The organism is Methylomonas sp. MgM2, from assembly GCF_054172045.1.
In genome coordinates this window covers 38,573-56,062 of the sequence record NZ_JBSYXO010000003.1, presented here as the reverse complement: position 1 = coordinate 56,062, position 17,490 = coordinate 38,573, and the positions used below count along the sequence as shown (strand labels likewise).

Annotated in this window: 22 protein-coding genes; 8 read left to right on the top strand and 14 right to left on the bottom strand. The window is 49.4% G+C overall.

The features are described 5' to 3' along the window. Positions 1 to 144: 144 nt before the first annotated feature. From ACW73I_RS03490 to ACW73I_RS03445, 10 genes are all read right to left on the bottom strand, one after another. Complete coding sequence (locus tag ACW73I_RS03490) at positions 145 to 1,689, bottom strand: non-canonical purine NTP pyrophosphatase (RefSeq protein WP_458027830.1); 1,545 nt, start codon at positions 1,687 to 1,689, stop codon at positions 145 to 147. After that, positions 1,682 to 2,704 (bottom strand): beta-ribofuranosylaminobenzene 5'-phosphate synthase family protein, encoded by a 1,023-nt coding sequence (locus ACW73I_RS03485; RefSeq protein WP_458027829.1) that lies wholly within the window; start codon positions 2,702 to 2,704, stop codon positions 1,682 to 1,684. The genes ACW73I_RS03490 and ACW73I_RS03485 overlap by 8 nt, the downstream gene beginning before the upstream one ends. Beyond that, entirely contained in the window at positions 2,661 to 3,353 is a 693-nt protein-coding gene (locus ACW73I_RS03480; protein WP_458027828.1) for a hypothetical protein, read from the bottom strand. The genes ACW73I_RS03485 and ACW73I_RS03480 overlap by 44 nt, the downstream gene beginning before the upstream one ends. 2 nt (positions 3,354 to 3,355) lie before the next feature. After that, on the bottom strand, positions 3,356 to 4,483 hold the full coding sequence (locus tag ACW73I_RS03475; RefSeq protein ID WP_458027827.1) for a DNA adenine methylase: 1,128 nt from the start codon (positions 4,481 to 4,483) through the stop codon (positions 3,356 to 3,358). Between the two features lie 85 nt (positions 4,484 to 4,568). Next, on the bottom strand, positions 4,569 to 4,841 hold the full coding sequence (locus tag ACW73I_RS03470; protein WP_458027826.1) for a type II toxin-antitoxin system RelE family toxin: 273 nt from the start codon (positions 4,839 to 4,841) through the stop codon (positions 4,569 to 4,571). Next, a complete protein-coding gene (locus ACW73I_RS03465; RefSeq protein ID WP_458027825.1) occupies positions 4,825 to 5,052 on the bottom strand; it encodes a DUF6290 family protein in 228 nt (75 codons plus the stop codon). Before ACW73I_RS03465 ends, ACW73I_RS03470 begins: the two co-directional genes overlap by 17 nt. A 508-nt stretch (positions 5,053 to 5,560) precedes the next feature. Then, entirely contained in the window at positions 5,561 to 6,145 is a 585-nt protein-coding gene (gene kdpC / locus ACW73I_RS03460; RefSeq protein ID WP_458027824.1) for a potassium-transporting ATPase subunit KdpC, read from the bottom strand. 11 nt (positions 6,146 to 6,156) lie between these two features. Beyond that, positions 6,157 to 6,564: a hypothetical protein gene (locus ACW73I_RS03455; RefSeq protein ID WP_458027823.1), complete on the bottom strand. Its 408-nt coding sequence runs from the start codon at positions 6,562 to 6,564 to the stop codon at positions 6,157 to 6,159. A gap of 46 nt (positions 6,565 to 6,610) precedes the next feature. Beyond that, on the bottom strand, positions 6,611 to 6,841 hold the full coding sequence (locus ACW73I_RS03450) for an HAD family hydrolase (protein ID WP_458027822.1): 231 nt from the start codon (positions 6,839 to 6,841) through the stop codon (positions 6,611 to 6,613). A gap of 93 nt (positions 6,842 to 6,934) precedes the next feature. Continuing rightward, a complete protein-coding gene (locus ACW73I_RS03445) occupies positions 6,935 to 7,585 on the bottom strand; it encodes a hypothetical protein (RefSeq protein ID WP_458027821.1) in 651 nt (216 codons plus the stop codon). 396 nt (positions 7,586 to 7,981) lie between these two features. Between ACW73I_RS03445 and ACW73I_RS03440 the strand changes: the two genes are divergently transcribed. From ACW73I_RS03440 to ACW73I_RS03430, 3 genes are all read left to right on the top strand, one after another. Then, positions 7,982 to 8,281 carry a hypothetical protein gene (locus tag ACW73I_RS03440; protein ID WP_458027820.1) on the top strand — a complete coding sequence of 100 codons (300 nt, stop codon included), beginning with the start codon at positions 7,982 to 7,984 and terminating at the stop codon, positions 8,279 to 8,281. A gap of 113 nt (positions 8,282 to 8,394) precedes the next feature. Next, positions 8,395 to 8,652, top strand: a complete 258-nt coding sequence (locus ACW73I_RS03435; protein WP_458027819.1) for a hypothetical protein — start codon at positions 8,395 to 8,397, stop codon at positions 8,650 to 8,652. 257 nt (positions 8,653 to 8,909) lie between these two features. Further along, positions 8,910 to 10,418 carry a choice-of-anchor I family protein gene (locus ACW73I_RS03430; protein ID WP_458027818.1) on the top strand — a complete coding sequence of 503 codons (1,509 nt, stop codon included), beginning with the start codon at positions 8,910 to 8,912 and terminating at the stop codon, positions 10,416 to 10,418. Positions 10,419 to 10,865: 447 nt separating this feature from the next. Here the strand turns inward: ACW73I_RS03430 and ACW73I_RS03425 are convergent, their stop codons facing one another. Beyond that, positions 10,866 to 11,879 (bottom strand): efflux RND transporter periplasmic adaptor subunit, encoded by a 1,014-nt coding sequence (locus tag ACW73I_RS03425; protein WP_458027817.1) that lies wholly within the window; start codon positions 11,877 to 11,879, stop codon positions 10,866 to 10,868. A gap of 135 nt (positions 11,880 to 12,014) precedes the next feature. Here ACW73I_RS03425 and gcvH point away from each other — a divergent pair, with 135 nt between their 5' ends. The 5 genes from gcvH to ACW73I_RS03400 all read left to right on the top strand — a co-directional run bounded on the left by gcvH (position 12,015) and on the right by ACW73I_RS03400 (position 15,022). Beyond that, entirely contained in the window at positions 12,015 to 12,398 is a 384-nt protein-coding gene (gene gcvH / locus ACW73I_RS03420) for a glycine cleavage system protein GcvH (protein ID WP_458027816.1), read from the top strand. A gap of 14 nt (positions 12,399 to 12,412) precedes the next feature. Next, on the top strand, positions 12,413 to 12,772 hold the full coding sequence (locus tag ACW73I_RS03415) for a diacylglycerol kinase (protein ID WP_458027815.1): 360 nt from the start codon (positions 12,413 to 12,415) through the stop codon (positions 12,770 to 12,772). A gap of 116 nt (positions 12,773 to 12,888) precedes the next feature. Then, complete coding sequence (locus ACW73I_RS03410; RefSeq protein ID WP_458027814.1) at positions 12,889 to 13,821, top strand: carbohydrate kinase family protein; 933 nt, start codon at positions 12,889 to 12,891, stop codon at positions 13,819 to 13,821. Next, the gene (gene mazG, locus ACW73I_RS03405; RefSeq protein WP_458027813.1) at positions 13,818 to 14,633 is read left to right on the top strand and encodes a nucleoside triphosphate pyrophosphohydrolase; all 816 of its coding nucleotides are present in this window, start codon (positions 13,818 to 13,820) and stop codon (positions 14,631 to 14,633) included. Before ACW73I_RS03410 ends, mazG begins: the two co-directional genes overlap by 4 nt. Beyond that, positions 14,630 to 15,022 (top strand): hypothetical protein, encoded by a 393-nt coding sequence (locus tag ACW73I_RS03400; RefSeq protein ID WP_458027812.1) that lies wholly within the window; start codon positions 14,630 to 14,632, stop codon positions 15,020 to 15,022. Before mazG ends, ACW73I_RS03400 begins: the two co-directional genes overlap by 4 nt. Before the next feature lie 22 nt (positions 15,023 to 15,044). Here the strand turns inward: ACW73I_RS03400 and ACW73I_RS03395 are convergent, their stop codons facing one another. From ACW73I_RS03395 to ACW73I_RS03385, 3 genes are read right to left on the bottom strand one after another with little or no spacing between them, the layout of a single operon-like run. Then, positions 15,045 to 15,413 carry a VanZ family protein gene (locus ACW73I_RS03395; RefSeq protein ID WP_458027811.1) on the bottom strand — a complete coding sequence of 123 codons (369 nt, stop codon included), beginning with the start codon at positions 15,411 to 15,413 and terminating at the stop codon, positions 15,045 to 15,047. After that, on the bottom strand, positions 15,413 to 15,961 hold the full coding sequence (locus ACW73I_RS03390) for a response regulator transcription factor (protein ID WP_458027810.1): 549 nt from the start codon (positions 15,959 to 15,961) through the stop codon (positions 15,413 to 15,415). Before ACW73I_RS03390 ends, ACW73I_RS03395 begins: the two co-directional genes overlap by 1 nt. Beyond that, complete coding sequence (locus ACW73I_RS03385; protein WP_458027809.1) at positions 15,939 to 17,312, bottom strand: ATP-binding protein; 1,374 nt, start codon at positions 17,310 to 17,312, stop codon at positions 15,939 to 15,941. Before ACW73I_RS03385 ends, ACW73I_RS03390 begins: the two co-directional genes overlap by 23 nt. Between the last annotated feature and the right edge of the window lie 178 nt (positions 17,313 to 17,490).

The following is a 17,490-nucleotide window of genomic DNA, read 5'->3' as shown; positions in this document are numbered from 1 at the left end:
TTTACTGAGCAGACTCTATTTATTTGCGGTGACCGGAAAAGACAAATAAGCTGTCCTTCACAAGGCCTGATTAGTTTAGGTAATCGCACATTTCGATATCCACATTTATCCGATTAAGCTCCGCTAATCGAGCTGCTTAAGTTGTCATAATAATTTAGCCTTCCCTAGCCCCGTATTGGACAAGCGGTATTTGCGTTTGCCATCGATTAGTTTTATTTCGTAATACGGATAAAAACGTTGGTTGAAATAACGGCTAACGTTGTTTTTGCTGCGCTGCCGATCTACGGGTTGGTCGCGGTTTATCAGGTGGGCGATTTCGGTGGTTGTGAAATAATTCCGGCTAGGGTATTCCCCCAATAAAGCTTTCAGAATCAATTTTTCGAGTTCTCCGGCATTCAATGGATGACTTGGATTGTCTTTCGGATACGGCCAATCCTGAAGATGCCGATCCGCAAATGCGTTGAAGAGTTTTTCTTTGCTGCCTTCGTTTTTGAACAAGTTCGATTGCAAAATCTGGGCTAAATCGTCAAGCCCCATCGCCAACTGTTGTAAATCCCGCTTATCGAAGCGTTCTCTGGTCTCTGGCGACGTTTCACGCCCCCGAAGCAACGAACGCTGAAATCGAATAGAAGGCTGAGCGTCGATATATACCTGCACGATGGGTTGGTGGCCGGCATAGTGCTCTTGAAGCCAGGTCAACTCCTCTGGCGAGCGGAAGCCGGTAACCACGGCCGCTAGTGGTTGACTGGATTCGATGTCTTCCAATACTTGTTCGGCGACGATTTCAGGCTGATCTTTCAGAGCTTGCTCGGCAAAATCGCCGATAGGCACCGTCGAACTGACGCCGTGGCGCTGGTAATAGCTGCGGTACATGAAATCGCTGGCTTCGATATGGTAATAACCGTAGCTGTCGGCCAAATGTTCGGCCAACGTAGTCTTGCCGGCGCAAGAAGGGCCGCAAATGATGAACAAGGGCGCGGCGGCCTCAAGCTGGTATTGTTTGGGTGCCGTATGGCGTTTTCGGATTTCACCCCGATTTTCTAAAAAACCGAGCATTTCCCGAAAAGCACGGGCGCGAAAATCGTGCTTATCGGCTTCTTCGATAGGCAACAAACTAATCGGGTCTTGGCACCCCTCCGGTACAAACCATTTATTGAACGTCTTGTTATCCAGCCACGGATAAAGCAGATTGGTTTTGAAATCCTGCTCATACTCGACAACGTTGCCGAAACTGAAACTGGTAAATATTCGGTAGCTATCGTTCGAATCTTTCGACCGCAACTCCGGCGGCAAATGCAAAACCAAATCGGAACGTACCCGGCAGCGCCGGTCGTTACCCAGATTCCGTAAGGTTTCGTCCAACTGGGCAAATTGAGTTTCCTTCATCCAGTATTTGACGTCCAAGCCGGGCATTTCCCGCTCTTTGCTCAATGCCTCAATGATGACTGAAGTGTCCTCGAGAAAAAACAGTTTCTGCTCGTTCTCCGAAACGAAACGTTTCCAGCGTTGCAAGGCGTCTTGATAACTGCGCTCGATCAATTCCGCGCGGTCGTAAATGCGAGGCTCTTCGTAATTGGCCCCGAAAGTCTTCTCGCGAAATCCGACGATGCGCACGGCGTAATCGCGGCATAGATAACGGGCGTGAGCCAGTTTGATCGCGCTGGAAGTAAAAAAAACGATTTCAACCATAAATGATTTCCCGACCGCGATTGTCCGGGCGCGTGATCAGCCAATCGCAATCCGGCCGCGACTGGCGCATTGCGGTAACGATGCTGTTCACGTCGTCGGCCAGAAAAAATAAACTCGGCCCCAGACTGGACATGCCGACCGCTTGGGCGCCTGCGGCGTAAAGGGCTTGTTCGATTTCCATTAATGCCTCGCCGTATTCCCGGCGTTCCGCCAGTTTCCAGGCACAGTTTTGCACTGCTTTCAAAGCGGCGCAGAATGCCGCGCGGTCGGCTTCGCGAAGAGCGGCATATAGCCCGAACAAGGTGTGGTAAACGGTTTCGTAAACCTTGTCGGCCGGTAACGGGCAAGTACGCCGGAAAAAATCGCGTTCCTCGGATTGGCTCTTATGTGCTATCGCCGCCGGCATGCAGATGCCGAATTCCCAATCCGGCATCTGGCCTTGGTCGAGCAGTAAAGGCGCGGGTTTGCTGCCGTTCAGATGCGACGGCGAGAACACGCTGTCATCGACCTTGCGACCCAGATCGAACACATAACCGCCGGAAAAGTAGCTATGGATGCCGACGCCCGACGTGCCTCCCCGACCGGATGCAGCCACCAGTTCGGCTGGCGATATTTCGGAGCCGTTGAGAATATGCAAAGCTTCCAGGCAGGCGAGTGTCACGGCGGTGCCGGAACCGAAGCCGGCATGGGGGCGCATATTTCCCGAGATGGAGATTGCTAGGCAATGATCAAAACAGAGTTTTTTTTGTTCAGTTTGAACTATTAGCTGCAATCCTTCCAATTCCTCTGCGGTTGATGGATATCGACGGTTGTCAGAAATAGAAGGCCTATCAGCAAGCGAAAATGTTAATTCGCATTGTGGTGTTTGTATTGAGAAACCTAATCCCCCGTTGCAACGATATTGGTCGTCATGTAATGCAAGTAGTGTTATATGTAACCTTGAATTTAGAAGAATTCTTAAGCTATTTATCCTATTTATCACAGACGTTCCATTCGCTATCGAAATAGTCTTCATAGTGTTTAGCAAGTTGACTATGTCTTTCAAGATGAATGGCAGGTGTTTCTCTATTACTCTTGCCCGTAAAAATTGGCCCTACAATGCATGTGTCGTCCACTATAACTATACTGTGGGCCGGCGTGTGTTTATAGTATCTAACGCTAAAATTATTATTTTTTGATAAAACTGCCAATTTTGATTTCGCTGTACCTGCTTTCGCCTTATGCGCCTCATCCAAAAAAACTTCATCAGCGAGCAAGAATTGGATTTGACATTTTTTTTGGATTGCGGTTATTAAGGCTTTAGATATTTCATCATCGGAATTCTCATTGCCAAAGTCATTGAGTAAATCAGCGGCCGTTATACCAAGCATCTTTATATCTTTGTTGGTATGCAATATAAGCTTCCCATAAAACTCTCGTTTTTTCTTATTGCCCAATATATCCGTTACACCAAGACGTCGGTATTTGTCTACAGTTTTAAATTCGTAACCATCCATTAATGCTTGACATAGCAGTATAACTCCACCGGTTATTAGGCCTGACAGAATCGATTGAGTCTTGCTATCTTCAGAATTTATGTAGAGTATAAAAAATCCAGATACGAAAACAAATATTCCGCCTACTATTATCTGGTAATATGAAATCTTTTTGTCATGAATATTCAATTTTACATACCTATAAACAATAGCTCAGTTTTGCTTTTTTTTGCTAACACATGAGATATTTCTCTTTTTAAAACATAGTTTTTTTTGAATGTCTGCTTGAAAAACTTATATATGTCTTCTTCTGATGGGTAAGCATCTGAAATATATGACAAAACAACTATTGATTTTCTATGTTTAAAAATTAATTCAAATAGTAGGCTTTTAAAGTGTCTTTTGCTCTGCCAGTTCTCTAAATGAGGGGTTGAATTGAACGAATTGTTTTTTGAAGCTGTATTAATTTTATCATCCCATTCTTCGTAAATGCATAACCCTTCAAGAAAATGATATCGTTGCAAATAGTCTTCGCTGCTTCTACTTTTTGCTATGTAAGGCGGATCTAAATATATTAGATCATATTTTGCTTCCAAACTCGATATATCACCAGGTTGAAGAATTTTTGAGTTTTGGTTGTTTAGTGAAGAAATAAACTGAAAATCAATAATATTGGCTTTTGTTGAGTCTTGAAAAGTTCTTTCCCAAGTTGAAAAATTGCCAAAAGAACGTTTTACATCTTTATTCGTTCGCAAATTTAGATTGGCTCGATGAAATAAATTAAATGGTCGCTTTTTTAAACAGGCCTGAAATAGGGAATAAAAATAAACGCTGCGCTGATGTGGATTTTCTACGGCATGAATTGCTTTCGCTGCACCGTCCAACCATTGATTTTCTTCATCCGTGTAATACATGTTGGCGAATGTCTTTGCTATAAAACCATTTTCTGGTTTTATACTTTCTATAAATTGATAAGCATCGTTAATGTCGGAAAAAGGGAATTCGTCGGCCAATAAAGCCTGAGCTGAAATGGTGTTACTGAGCAAAGCATCATGGTAATAGACCTGTTTACCCATCGCTTTAAATAGCAACGAAACGCTTGCCGTTCCGCCAAAACCATCCAATACCGTATTAAATGGTAAGTCCTTAACTGCATGATATATCCAGCTCAGTAAACGGCGTTTGCTACCGTAGTATCTTGTTTTGGGGAATTTGGAGATGGCTAATTCGATTTCGGCATCGCTGTACGCTCTAGGTGTCTGGATATTCCAGTCGGTTGCGTCGTTGATTAATTCGGAAGGTAGGTAATCGAAAGTCATGCCGAAATTCTAACAAGCGTGTTGCGTGAACTGAACATAGTTGGAAATGGATTCGATGTAAGGTGATAGGGTTAGATTTTTAGGATTAATGCTTGTCCCGATAAATGTCTTTTCGATGGCCCAATTCGACGACCAAAACGATGAGTTCGTCGTCTTGAATCTGGCAAATCAAGCGGTAGTCGCCGACCCGGTAGCGCCAGTATGCCGACAATTTGCCTTGCAAGGCTTTGCCGTTAATGCGCGGATTGTCTTGCTCGGCTAACTGAGCGAGAAAGGTCTTGATTCTGTCGCGGACCGGTTTGTCCAGCTTGTTGATGGCTTTGGCGGCGCCCGTCTTAAGCTTAACGCTCCAGCGCATTGAGTTGTTGCTCCCATTCCGCCAAGCTGATCGTATCGTCCTTACCGCTGGTCAATTCTGCTAATGCGGCATCGCCTGCTGCGGCGTCGGCCAAGTCTTCGAGATAATCGCTGAGTAGATTTTTGATCAGTTGCGCTGGGCTGACGTGTTCCCGCTCGGACAATTGGCGGAGTAGGTTCGCCGTGTCGTCGTCGATATTTAGTGTCATCATGCTGTTGCCTGTATTGTGATTTTAGACGCTTAGTCTCGTTGTATAGCGCCGAGTAGGCTGGGTAAGCCAACGTTTATTCAAAAAAAGAGCTGTTGGCGTTTGTTGTGGGCCGTTCGTGCTAAGCAATGTCGAGGCATGGACGGCCCACGACACACTCACCCGCCGGGTAAATGAAAAATCCCACTCGCCCTTCGACAAGCTCAGTACCCAACGGGTATAAAGATGAACGGGATTTTTCATGGCCCAACTGCTCTTAGGTTTATAGTGATTCTAGCATGGGTTCCGGCTTTCAATACCTGCTTCGCGGTTTAGCGCAGGCATAAGATTACGCCTCGGATTGAATCGCAATCCTGCGTACTCCGAATATTGCGCAGCCTCACAAGAGCAGGACTTGCAATCATGCATAGACGGCTAAACTACTGACCGGCGGCGAATGAATCAACCGCTGTCAATGCCCCGGCAATATGACAGTCCGGTTTTGGCCGGCCCGAGCTGGTCGACAAACCCTTTAATCCTTGCCGCCCAAACCAGCCAACGACAAATTTAGTTTCAGCACATTGACTCTGGGCTCGCCGAAGATTTGCCATTGCCGGCCTTCGGTGTGTTTAGCAAGCAAGTTGCGTAGTCTGGCCGGGTCGATGCGGCGCACTTTGGCAATGCGCGATACTTGGTATTCGGCGGCTGCGATGCTGATGTGCGGGTCCAGGCCGCTGGCGGAGGCGGTGACCAGGTCAACCGGAATCAGCGCACGGCTGCCGGGATCGGCGTCGCGTAGCGCCTTGACTCTTGCCGCGACTGTATCGATCAGGGCGGGATTGGTCGGGCCGAGATTGGAACCGGACGACGCGGCGGCGTTATAAGGATAAGGCGAGGTCGCCGACGGCCTGCCCCAAAAATATTTCGGATCGCTGAAATCTTGTCCGATCAACTCGGAACCTATGATTTCGCCTTTGTCGTCTTTGATCAAGCTGCCGTTGGCTTGCACCGGAAAAAATCCTTGAGCTAAAGCCGTCACCAATAACGGATAGACGACGCCGGTCAAAAGCGTCAGCAGTGCAAACAACGCAACGGCGGGTTTCAGATAAGTAGACATAACGCCTCCCGTTAAACCAGATGCAGACCGGCCAGCAAAGCATCGATCAGCTTGATGCCGATGAATGGCACAGCCAAACCGCCCAAACCGTAGACCAGCAGATTGTTTTGCAATAGCTGCTCGGCACCGACCGGCTTGTACCTCACGCCGCGCAAGGCCAGCGGAATCAAGGCGATGATGATCAGGGCATTGAAGATCACCGCCGACAGAATCGCGCTGGCCGGCGTCGCCAGCTGCATCACGTTCAACACGTTCAAGGCCGGATAGGTGCCGGCGAAGGCGGCCGGGATGATCGCGAAGTATTTGGCCACGTCGTTGGCGATGCTGAAGGTGGTCAAGGCACCGCGCGTCATCAGCATCTGCTTGCCGGTCTCGACGATTTCGATCAATTTGGTCGGATTGGAATCCAGGTCCACCATGTTGCCGGCTTCCTTGGCGGCGATCGCGGCGGCGGTCAGGCGGCGGTCAGGCGGCGGTCAGGCGGTTGTCGCCGTTGATCATGACGGTCTTGATGCCCATTTGCCTAAGTTCGATGAAACGTTCCTTGATGCCGCCCTTGACGACGTCCTTCAGCTCGATGACGCCCAATGCATGGGCGCCTTCCGCGACCACCAGCGGCGTGCTGCCCCGGCGGGCGACGTTGTCCACACGTTTTTTCAGTTCCGACGGCCATTTGCCGCCTTGCGCTCGCACCATCTAACCTTATTCGTTAGTTCGATAGCCGCTCGTCGCCGGTCTTTCGGTCCGGCGGGTTCAAACCGCAGCCCGCCAAGCGAACTCATCCTTGGACTAAAATTCCAATTCCTTTCTGAACAGCATCGGTTGATAGCCGAATATGGCGTTCAAATGGTGGAGCAGGGCGTGTTGGCCTTCATATCGCCATTTATCGGTAATTCTGGCGTTAACTTCGCGGTATTTTTCCAACAATTGGTGGATATCCTTATATGTCCGGGGGGAATCTTGCATGTCCTCGATAATCAGCCCCAGCCAAAGCGAACTGACGCCCATGATGAACGAGGGCCAGTTGTTCTGAAGTTCCGGCGACCAGTTTGGGTCGCTGGCATCGCCAATGTCCGGGAGGCGGGGTTGATTCGGATTATCCATAACCGCTTCTGTCACTAGATTGGCATTCAACGTATTTTTTAACACTTCACTCTCATCGATCGCTTCAAATATTGAAGACGCCAATTCCGGCGCGCCGTAAAACAGAAATGTAAATTGGTGTCCCGCACTATCGCGGGCCGCGCGTCTGTGGAATCGCCAATAGGGAATGTCCTTCGCATATTGCGATAGGACCGGTAAAACCACCGCATGGGCCAGAAGCAGGTCGACGGCCCAGTCAACCTCTTCAGCATCAGGCCAAACCACCTTGAACCGGCATTTCCACCAGAAAGAATGGTCTTTTGCCGTCGTGCCTTGCGGAAAATTATGAGTGGGCATTGTTATGCCCGGCTTCGTAAGCATACCGCATCCATAAGTCGACAACAGGCATAATGAAAGCAGCGAACAGAGTTTTATTACATTGGTTTTTCTTGCCGGATTCATTTGACAGTCCTTAAATGCACATGCATAAGCAAAAAGTGGTGACACTCGTGAGATCACGCAAGGAGAATCGCGTCTACGACTCGTAAGCCTAATGACGCTGACAAGGATAGCCGGCAATCGACCAATGGACTAGCTGCATGACATAGCCGCTAGCAGGCAGATAATACCGCTCTGCGGCGATCTTCATATCTCTAGTATCCGTCATAATCTCGCGCATCCGCTTGGCTTGCGATAAACTGGAGCCTTTTTTGCTGCACGCTTTCAAATATTTCAGTCCTCAACATTGAACGCATGAAAACGTCCGAATTCGCACGCTATATTCATATGGAAATTGTCGGCCAGGTATTTATCTTGGATAAGTCGGCTGACGAACCGGGTTTTGAAATTCATGTCGTTGGCATTACGGGCGAATACGACAAATATATGGCCAACCACGGCAGATGTCTGGAGCTTTCGGCCGGCGTGCCGCGCCGATGGAAAGATTTGGATAAGGCTTATGACTTCATTCTGGAAAGCGGCTGGGTTGGAAAGGTCTTCATCGAATGCGATTCCGAAAAAGATCCGTTGTTTAATAATCAAATCCTTAAATAAGAACGCGAAACGGCCATCTTAAATATTGATAGACGACAGCCAATGTATTGAAGGACAGTCTTCACAACAAGAAACTTTCCGAAACGTAAACCGATAGGCAAGTTAGAAAAGATATGAAAGTGACGCAAGTACGACTCTATATGATAATCGGCGCAATCAGTGATGTTTCCATCGTTCACAGGACCTCATCGTCGGCTTACGAAGCGCACTTTTTCGTTCATTCGGATTCGTCGAATAAATTGTCAGGCAGAGATCCGATCTTAAGATCGATAGACGGAACGGCACGCACTTGGGACAGTTTGGGAGAGGTCTACTCGTTTGTCAGAGGCTTGGGGTGGAAGCAAATCATTACTGTCGCTAATGTCGAGTAAGTGAGCCGAACATCATCGGCACCGGTGCCGATGCCGATGTAGATGGCTGCATTTCCGGCATTCGCTCTAAGCACAATCAAGCTTGTAAAATTCAAATCTCGCTCGGTCCGCTCCGCTTGATCTCTAGTCCCGCACAAATCCTGTCGTTACAAACTTTACCGTTTCATCAGTTTGTAACCTAAAGTCGGTACAGTCGCTTCTTTATTTGGTGGGCATAGTCGCCCTTGATTTTGAATCCAGAAATATAAAAGGGAATCATGTTGAAGAAGCGTGTGTTTAGGCTGGCCGCGATGGCCGCTATTTTTCCGGCCGCCGCAATCGCCGACGATGCGGCAATATCGTTCGAAAAAATTTGGACGCATACCCATGTCGATGCCGGTCAGGTTTCCGAAATCCCGGCCTATGACCACAAAACCAATACGATCTGGGTGGCCGGCGTGGTCGGGGTCGACGTTCTCGATGCGGATAGCGGCCGTTTGGTCAAGCATATCGACGTGACCGATTACGGTTTCGTCAACAGCGTTGCGATACACAACGGACTAGCCGCATTTGCGATCGAAGATAGCGCGGATAGACGTAACCCGGGCAGCGTGGTGTTTTTCGATACCAAGACCTTGCTGCCTAGCGCCGGCGAGAACCGGCTTACGGTCGGTTCATTGCCGGACATGCTGACCTTCACCCATGACGGCAGCAAATTGTTGGTGGCCAACGAAGCCACGCCTAATGCTGCGGCGGACGAGGACTACACTCCGGACCACGACCCCGCCGGCAGCGTCAGCATTATCGATACGGATTCGCGCAGCGTCATTGCGACGGCGGGTTTTGCCGGCGTCCCGACTTCCGGCGAAAACCTCAGAACCGATACCGGTATGGACTTCGAGCCCGAATATATCGCCCCGACGCGTGACGGCAGCAAGGCTTTCGTGACCCTGCAGGAAGCAAACGGGGTCGGCGTGTTGGATTTGACCACCAACGAATTCACGCAAGTGATCGGGTTGGGATTGAAGGATTTCAGCTTGGCGGACAACGGTTTCGGCGGCAGCAACTTCATCGATCCTAACGACAAGGACGGCGAAATGTATCAGTGTTTCAGCCAAGTCAAAGGTTTGTACCAGCCGGATGCCGTTGCATCTTATGAGTTCCGCGGCCGTACCTACATGGTCATGGCCAACGAAGGCGATACGCGCGAAGACGACGGCGACAAGAAGCGGGTAAAAGATGTCGAAGATTTGCAAGACTCCGATCCGGATTTGCAGCGTTTGAATATTTCAACTACCGACTCTGAACCCGGCAATCCGGTGACCTTCGGCGGCCGCTCGTTTTCGATTCGGGACGAGGACGGCGTGCTGGTGTACGACAGCGGCAATCTGTTGGATGCCGAAGCCATTGCCCGCGATATCTATAACGACTCACGCAGTGACGATAAAGGCATGGAGCCGGAAGGCGTGACATTAGCGCAAATTGCCGGCCGTACTTATGCGTTTATCGGTCTTGAGCGCACTACGACTTCGGCAGTGGCGGTGTTCGACGTGACCAATCCATTCGAAACCGGCTTTGTCGACATGATCGTCACCGAAGGCGATGTTTCGCCGGAAGGCATGGCCGTTTACAAGCATCGCGGCGATTTCTACTTGGCGATTGCCAACGAAGTGTCGAATACCACATCGGTTTACCGCATCGACCGCACCGGCAAACGCCGTCATGCGCGAGGTTTTCACCACAGTCACCCTCGCCATGCGCACGGCGATAAACAGGGAAGAAGCTAAGGATTTGGCCAAAAACAACTTCCCGTTTTGCCGGTGCGAACCCTGGGGCATGCCGAAGGAACGCCGTGAACCTTTCCATGGGCTTGACGGCAGCGTCCTTGCTGCCGGCATCCTCACTCGGTACGTCCCCAGTGACTATTGCCATATCGGGAAGTTATTTTGGACGATATCCTAATCGCCGACCTTCGTCGCACATCGGTACTGGCCGTTCGCTCTCGACAGCGGCAAAACCGATTGCAATAGGCGTCAGTGCTCGCATCGAGCGTTACATTCAAAGCCGATAATCCAAAATACCGGGCTTCGGCCCGGGTGTTCGAAGGCCTGGATTAAATAGGCCTTATTATCCGCTCCCGCGATTCCGCGGAGCCCTTCCTACAAGCACTTATTTGCTGGGGTGGGGGTGATAATGCCCGCCGTCAAACGGACTATCCTACCCTGCGGCGCGTATTAATCGTCATCTTCGCGCGGAATCAGATTCTTTAGTTCTTCTGACAATAATGTTTGAGCGCCAACGGTGACGATTTCTTCACCCGGCTTGAACCCGCCCGAGGCGAAATATCCGCCTTGGCTTGGAATCAGTTGCGGTAGCAAGTGACGCTGAAAATCTCCTTTTTCCGTTTTGATAAAGACGAATGCCTGGCCTAAATGCCAAACCACCGCGTTTTCCGGAATGAGCACACCGGAATTTTCTGCATGCTTTTCACCGGCAATCCAAACGCTAATGTGGGTGCCGAAAGGGAGTTTGCGGTCTTCGATTTTGAAGAAATAACGCTGGCCTTGAGTGACAGGGTCCACTTGCGGTGCCGGCGAAATCAAGCTGGCTGTAATGGCTTTGTCACGACGGCCTCGCTCGTCCACGTTTATACTATCCACCGCGGAAGCGAGAACTACATTAGCCGGCAGCGTGATTTGGAGTAACTGCGCCTGACTATTTAAAAATTGGTCGGCGTGGCGGTTGTGATTTGCGGTAAACCATCCGGTCAGAGTGTCGCCCCATTGCAAGCGGCTGGTAGCCAGAATGGTTTGTTGCTGGCTGGTGCTAGTGGCTAGATTGGCTTTATAGTTGCGCCATAGCGCTTGCTGTTCTTGCAGTTGACGAGTCGAAGCGATGTCGTGCCGGTGTAAGTTGCGGATGCGGTTCAGATTGAGGTCGGCTTCATGGAATTTGGCTTCCGCACTGTCCCGTTGAGCTTGCGCCGCCAAATATTGCTGGCGCAGCGCTAACAAGGGTTCTAAGCCAAGAACCGTACCGTAGGCGCTGAATTCGGGTTGATGGGTAGCCTCTAACAGACGTTCGGTGACGATGCCGGCGGAAGGAGGAGTGTTTGAGTCCGTGGACTTGGCCGCGGCAGAAGAGGCTTTAGGGCTGGATGAATGCGTATCTTCGTCCTCATAGACGGCAGCACGATTATCGGTGCTAAATAGAATCGCGGCAAAGCAGACGAAACGTAACAATTGCATTATCGGATGATTGATTGAGTTTGCTGGCTTAAATTATAGAGTTTGCCAAGCCGGTAAATTGTAATTTTTTGTTGTTTAATAAAAATAGCGGGTTATCCTTTGTCGATTGCCATTTTTTGAAAACAGGAAACGGAAATGAAAGAAATGCCAGAACATCTGAAATACGCAGAGACTCACGAATGGGCGGCTTTGGAGTCGGATAATCTTGTTCGAGTCGGAATTACCGATTTTGCCCAATCGGAACTGGGCGATATCGTTTATATAGGTTTGCCCGAACTCGGGCGTACGGTAGCGGCAAAAGAACCGATTGCGGTGATCGAATCGGTGAAAACGGCCTCCGATTTGTATAGTCCGGTGGCCGGTGTGGTCGTGGAAGTTAACGACTCCTTGCAGGATGAACCTGAAAAGGTCAATGAAGATGCTTTCGGCACCTGGTTGTTTTGCATAAAAGCGGAGGACGCCGCCGGTCTCGATCTATTGATGGATGCGGACGCTTATCAGCGTCTGATCGAAGAGTAGTAGCGAGGATATTGATGGCTAATCAAAATGCAAAAGGCTTGAGGCGACTCATTAATGCCTGTTTTTTCTCGATAGCCGGGTTTAAAGCGACCTGGCAAAACGAAGAGGCCTTTAGACAGGAAGTAATCTTATTTGTCGTCACGACACCGTTGGGGTTATGGTTGGGACAGAGTCCGATCGAAAAAGTGTTGTTAATTGGAAGCGTTGTAGTGGTGTTGCTGGTGGAGTTGCTGAATTCGGCCATAGAGGCAGTCGTTGATAGAGTCGGCTTCGAGCATCATGAGTTGGCCGGGCGTGCCAAGGACATCGGTTCGGCTGCGGTTATGCTGTCATTGTTGTGGGCCGCCGCAACCTGGGTCTTGATTCTTCTTTAGGTGAGTCCAAAGTACGAAACGGTAAACTTTTTTGCGTTCGTGTCCGTCATCTTGCGCCGCCGGCGAACATTCGATATTTTAACAACACGAATAATTTAGTTAAACAAAGGATAAGAATGAGTGCGTTAATCTGTGGGTCAATGGCTTACGACACCATCATGGTGTTTCATGACAAATTCAAACACCATATCTTGCCGGAAAAAGTGCATATCTTGAATGTGTCGTTTCTGGTCCCGTTGATGCGTAGGGAGTTCGGAGGATGCGCCGGAAATATTGCTTATAATCTGCAACTATTAAAGGAAGAGCCGTTAATTATGGCGACTGTAGGACACGACTTCGAGCCTTATGCGCAGTGGCTAAGTCAACGCGGTATTTCAACCCGATATATAAAAGTGTTGGATGATCATTATACGGGACAAGCCTATATCACCACCGACGAAGACGATAACCAGATTACCGCATTCCACCCGGGAGCGATGAATCTGTCGCATTTGAACGATGTCCCCGCCACTTGCGAGATATCAATCGGTATCGTATCTCCGGATGGAAAACAAGGCATGCAGCAGCACGCCGCGCAGTTTGCGGAATTGGGCATTCCGTTCATTTTCGACCCGGGTCAAGGCATGCCGATGTTTAGCGGCGAGGAGTTGCTGCAATTTCTCGATCTGGCGAATTACGCAATCTTTAACGATTATGAATTCGAGTTGATGCAGCAGCGTTCCGGTTTGACTTTGGAGCAGATTGCGGAAAAGGTCGATGCCTTGATCGTTACGTTGGGCGGTAACGGCTCAAAAATTTATACTCAGGGCCGATGTATCGATATCCCGGCCGCGACACCTAAACAAATGCTCGATCCGACTGGTTGCGGCGATGCCTACCGGGCCGGTTTGTTGTACGGCTTGATGAACGATTACGATTGGGATGTGACCGGGCGCATTGCCTCTTTGTTGGGAGCCATTAAAATCGAACACAATGGTACCCAAAATCATATGTTTACGATGACGGAATTCAAAGAACGTTATCTGGATAGCTTCGGTTCATCGTTTTGAATTTAGCTAAAACTCGAGAACTCCTGGGCATAATGGCGCGTTTGCGCGATCCGGATGCCGGATGTGCCTGGGATCAAAAGCAGGATTTCCATAGTTTGATTCCCTACACGATAGAGGAGGCTTACGAAGTCGCCGATGCTATCGAGCGTGGCGATTTTGAAGACTTACGTGGGGAACTAGGCGATTTGTTGTTACAAGTGGTGTTTCATTCCCGTATCGCCGAAGAGCAAGGTTTGTTTGATTTTGAACAAGTCGCCGGCGCTATCGGAGAAAAACTGATTAGCCGGCATCCGCACGTGTTTGCCGGTGTCCGCTTCGAAACCGACGAACAGCGGCAACAGGCTTGGGAGGAGGCTAAAGCGCAAGAACGGCGGCAAAAAAATCAGACGCATGAATCGCAAAGCGTACTGGCCGGGGTGGCTAAGAGTTTGCCGGCGCTGGTGGAATGCGAAAAAATCCAGAATCGAGCGGCCGGACATGGTTTCGATTGGCCTGAAACCGAGCCGGTATTCGACAAAGTCACGGAAGAGTTGCACGAAGTGCTAGAGGCTTGGCAATCGAGCGATCAAGTTCATATCCAGGAAGAAGTGGGCGACCTGCTATTGGTCGTGGTCAATCTGGCCAGGCATCTTAAAGTCAATCCGGAAATCGCATTAAGGGAAGCGACCAAGAAATTTACCCGCCGTTTCAACTACATCGAAAAGCAGGTGCAAGCGTCCGGACGGACACTGCGTGACTGTCCTTTAGAAGAATTGGACGGACTATGGCATGAAGCTAAGCGCGTGCAAAAAAAGGTTCAGTCAAACCAATGACATCAAAGTTGTTAGTCGTAACGACCGGTCTAGTCTTGCTGTTTTATTCCGCGCATACTACGGCCGAAGTATTGGGACACATTTCGGATGAAACCGAGCCCGGTGCGGCATTACCCGAGCCTGTATCTAAAGACGACAGACGAATCATTTACCGGGTAATCTGTACGCCGGGGGGCGAAGTTCTGCCGGATTGTGAACGTCCTTTTAATGATACGGAATCCGTTGAAAATTCCGCTCCTGAGGCACTTGACGCAGAGTTGGAAGGTGCGGATTTAACGGATGGGACCGCCCCGACGTCTAAAGCAAACAATAAAAAATCGAAAAAATCTTCCGCTAAGAAAAAGTCTGCAAAGAAACCGGCAAACAATAAAACGTCTTCCAGCCAATAAAGCACGGCTTAACGCGAGCGAGTTAAGCCGGTTTTCTATATTTCAATAATAAAAATGTCGCGAAGATTGCCCCTAAACTGTCCGCCAGCCAATCCTCGACACTGGCGGTTCGGCCATACACAAAGGATTGGTGCCATTCGTCCGAAGCGCCGTAAATACTGCAAAATACACACGATATTACCGCCAAATGCCGATCGCCTATGCCGAAATGGCTGAAGGCGCGCCAACTTAAAATCGCCATCGCGAAGTAGGCGCCGAAGTGCAGCGCTTTGTCTTGAAAGCTAAAAACTTCCGGGACTGGCAGCGTCTCTTGGGCCGATAGCCAAAATATCCATCCGCAATAGGCTATTAACGTCAATGGATCCAACCATCGGGCAATTCGATTAGGCATCACTCTCTAACCGGCCGTTTTTCCAGCTTGCGCTGTAAGGTGCGCCTGTGCATATTCAAGGCTCTCGCCGCCGCCGAAATATTGCCGTCATGCTGCATCAGCACTTTCTGCAGATGTTCCCATTCCAGCCTTTTCACCGAAAGCGGGTTGTCGCTGATGGCAACCGTGGCATCGCCTTCGTTTTTATATAAAGCTCTGACGATTTCGTCGGGACTGGCTGGTTTGGTTAAATAGTGGATCGCCCCTAGCTTGATTGCTTCGACGGCTGTGGCGATGCTGGCAAACCCGGTCAACATGACGATCTGGGTATTGCTATCCAATGAAATCAATTTTTTAACCATTTCCAAGCCGGAGTCGTAACCGATTCGCAAATCAATTACCGCGTATTCAGGCTCGGTTTGTTCGGCTAACTGTATGGCTGTGGTGACGTCATTCGCCACTGTCACCTGAAAATTACGTTTTTCCAGAGCCGGTTTCAAAACCGAACAAAATGTGATGTCGTCGTCGACCAATAGCAGGTTAGGTTTATCCGTAGAAGTTTCCGTCATATTCACTCTCCTTAGTTAATAATGGCAAGCTGATTTCAACGCAGGCGCCTCCGGTAGCAAGATTGTTGAAGCTTATTGTACCCCGCAAGCGCTTTATGGTGGTATAGGTTAGAAATAATCCGACTCCCATGCCTTGCTTATTGCTCTTTACCGGTTTTTGGCCGGCAAAGTCCAATAATTCAGCCGGCAAGCCCGGTCCAAAATCACGAATTTTCAGCGTCAAACTGGAAGCGTTCCAATCCGCATGGAATTCGATGCCCTTGTCGGCATCGGTGGCTTCTGCGGCGTTATTCAGGATATTGATGAGGGAATGGGTCAACGTGCGTTCCGCGATAATCTGCGCTTCCAAGTCCGCTGTGCCGGAAACGAATAAATTGAGTTTTGTGGCGGCTTTATGTGTGCGCCACTGGTTCAATATGTCGTCGATATAATCGCTGACCAACATGACTTTGCCGGATTCAGCGCGCATTTCTCCGGCTGATGCGGACATGACCGATAGGGCTTGCTTGCAGCGATTGACCTGTTGCTGCAAAATGATCAGCTTTTGATTGAGTTCCGGGAAGCGGTGGTCGGGGAATTCTTCCGCCAGTTCGTGCGCCAGAATGGCGATAGTGCCCAAAGGCGTGCCCATGTCATGGGCGGCGCTTGCCGCTAATGTTCCCAACGAAACCACACGTTCGTCACGCAGTGCGCTTTCTCGTGCTTCCGCCAGGCTGCGTTCTCGTTCTTTCAAAGTTTTTGCCAATGCGACGACGAAAAAAGCAACCAATCCGGCACTAAACACGAAACCGAACCACATGCCGAATACATGTAAATTGAAGTAACGTCTATCCTCGAGTAGCTGCATGCGTAGGCTCATTTCCGGGGTGAGGTTAGGCATATTATGGTGTTCGGCATGCGGTGCAAGCGCGGGTAAGGGTATGTTGTAAGCGATCAGCACCGTGTAAACGCATGAGGTTATGATCACCATATTCCATGCATACGCTTGCGGCAACATGATTGCCGTGACGATTATTGGCAACAGGAATACCCATATTATCGGATTCGACGCGCCGCCGGTTAGATAGAGAAGGTAAGCCAAAGCCAGTACGTCCATGCAGATTTGCGAAAAAATTTCGTGCTCGGTGACCGGTTCCGGAGTCCGTAAGCGTAGCCAAGTGTATAAATTAAGCATGGAAATCGCGAAAATCGCCAACCAAAGATGATTCATCGGTAGTTGGATTCCTAAACCATGCACGGCGAAAAACGCTGAAATTATCACCACAAACAGCATCAGGTTTCTTAGGATATATAGCCAATTCAAGTTTTCGCGAATCGAAATTTCGGCTTTAGGCAGAATGTGTGACAACATGGCAAACAGACCAAAATAAAATCCGATTATGTTACTCCTGTTTAGCGTAGCAAGGCCAGTGCGAAGCTATGGATCGATTTGACTGGATAAATCGCGGCATAACCCTGAAAAACACTTTGTTTGTGCAGATTTCAAGACAGGGTTTAGTGGCGCGTAGCGGTACGAGATAATGCATTCG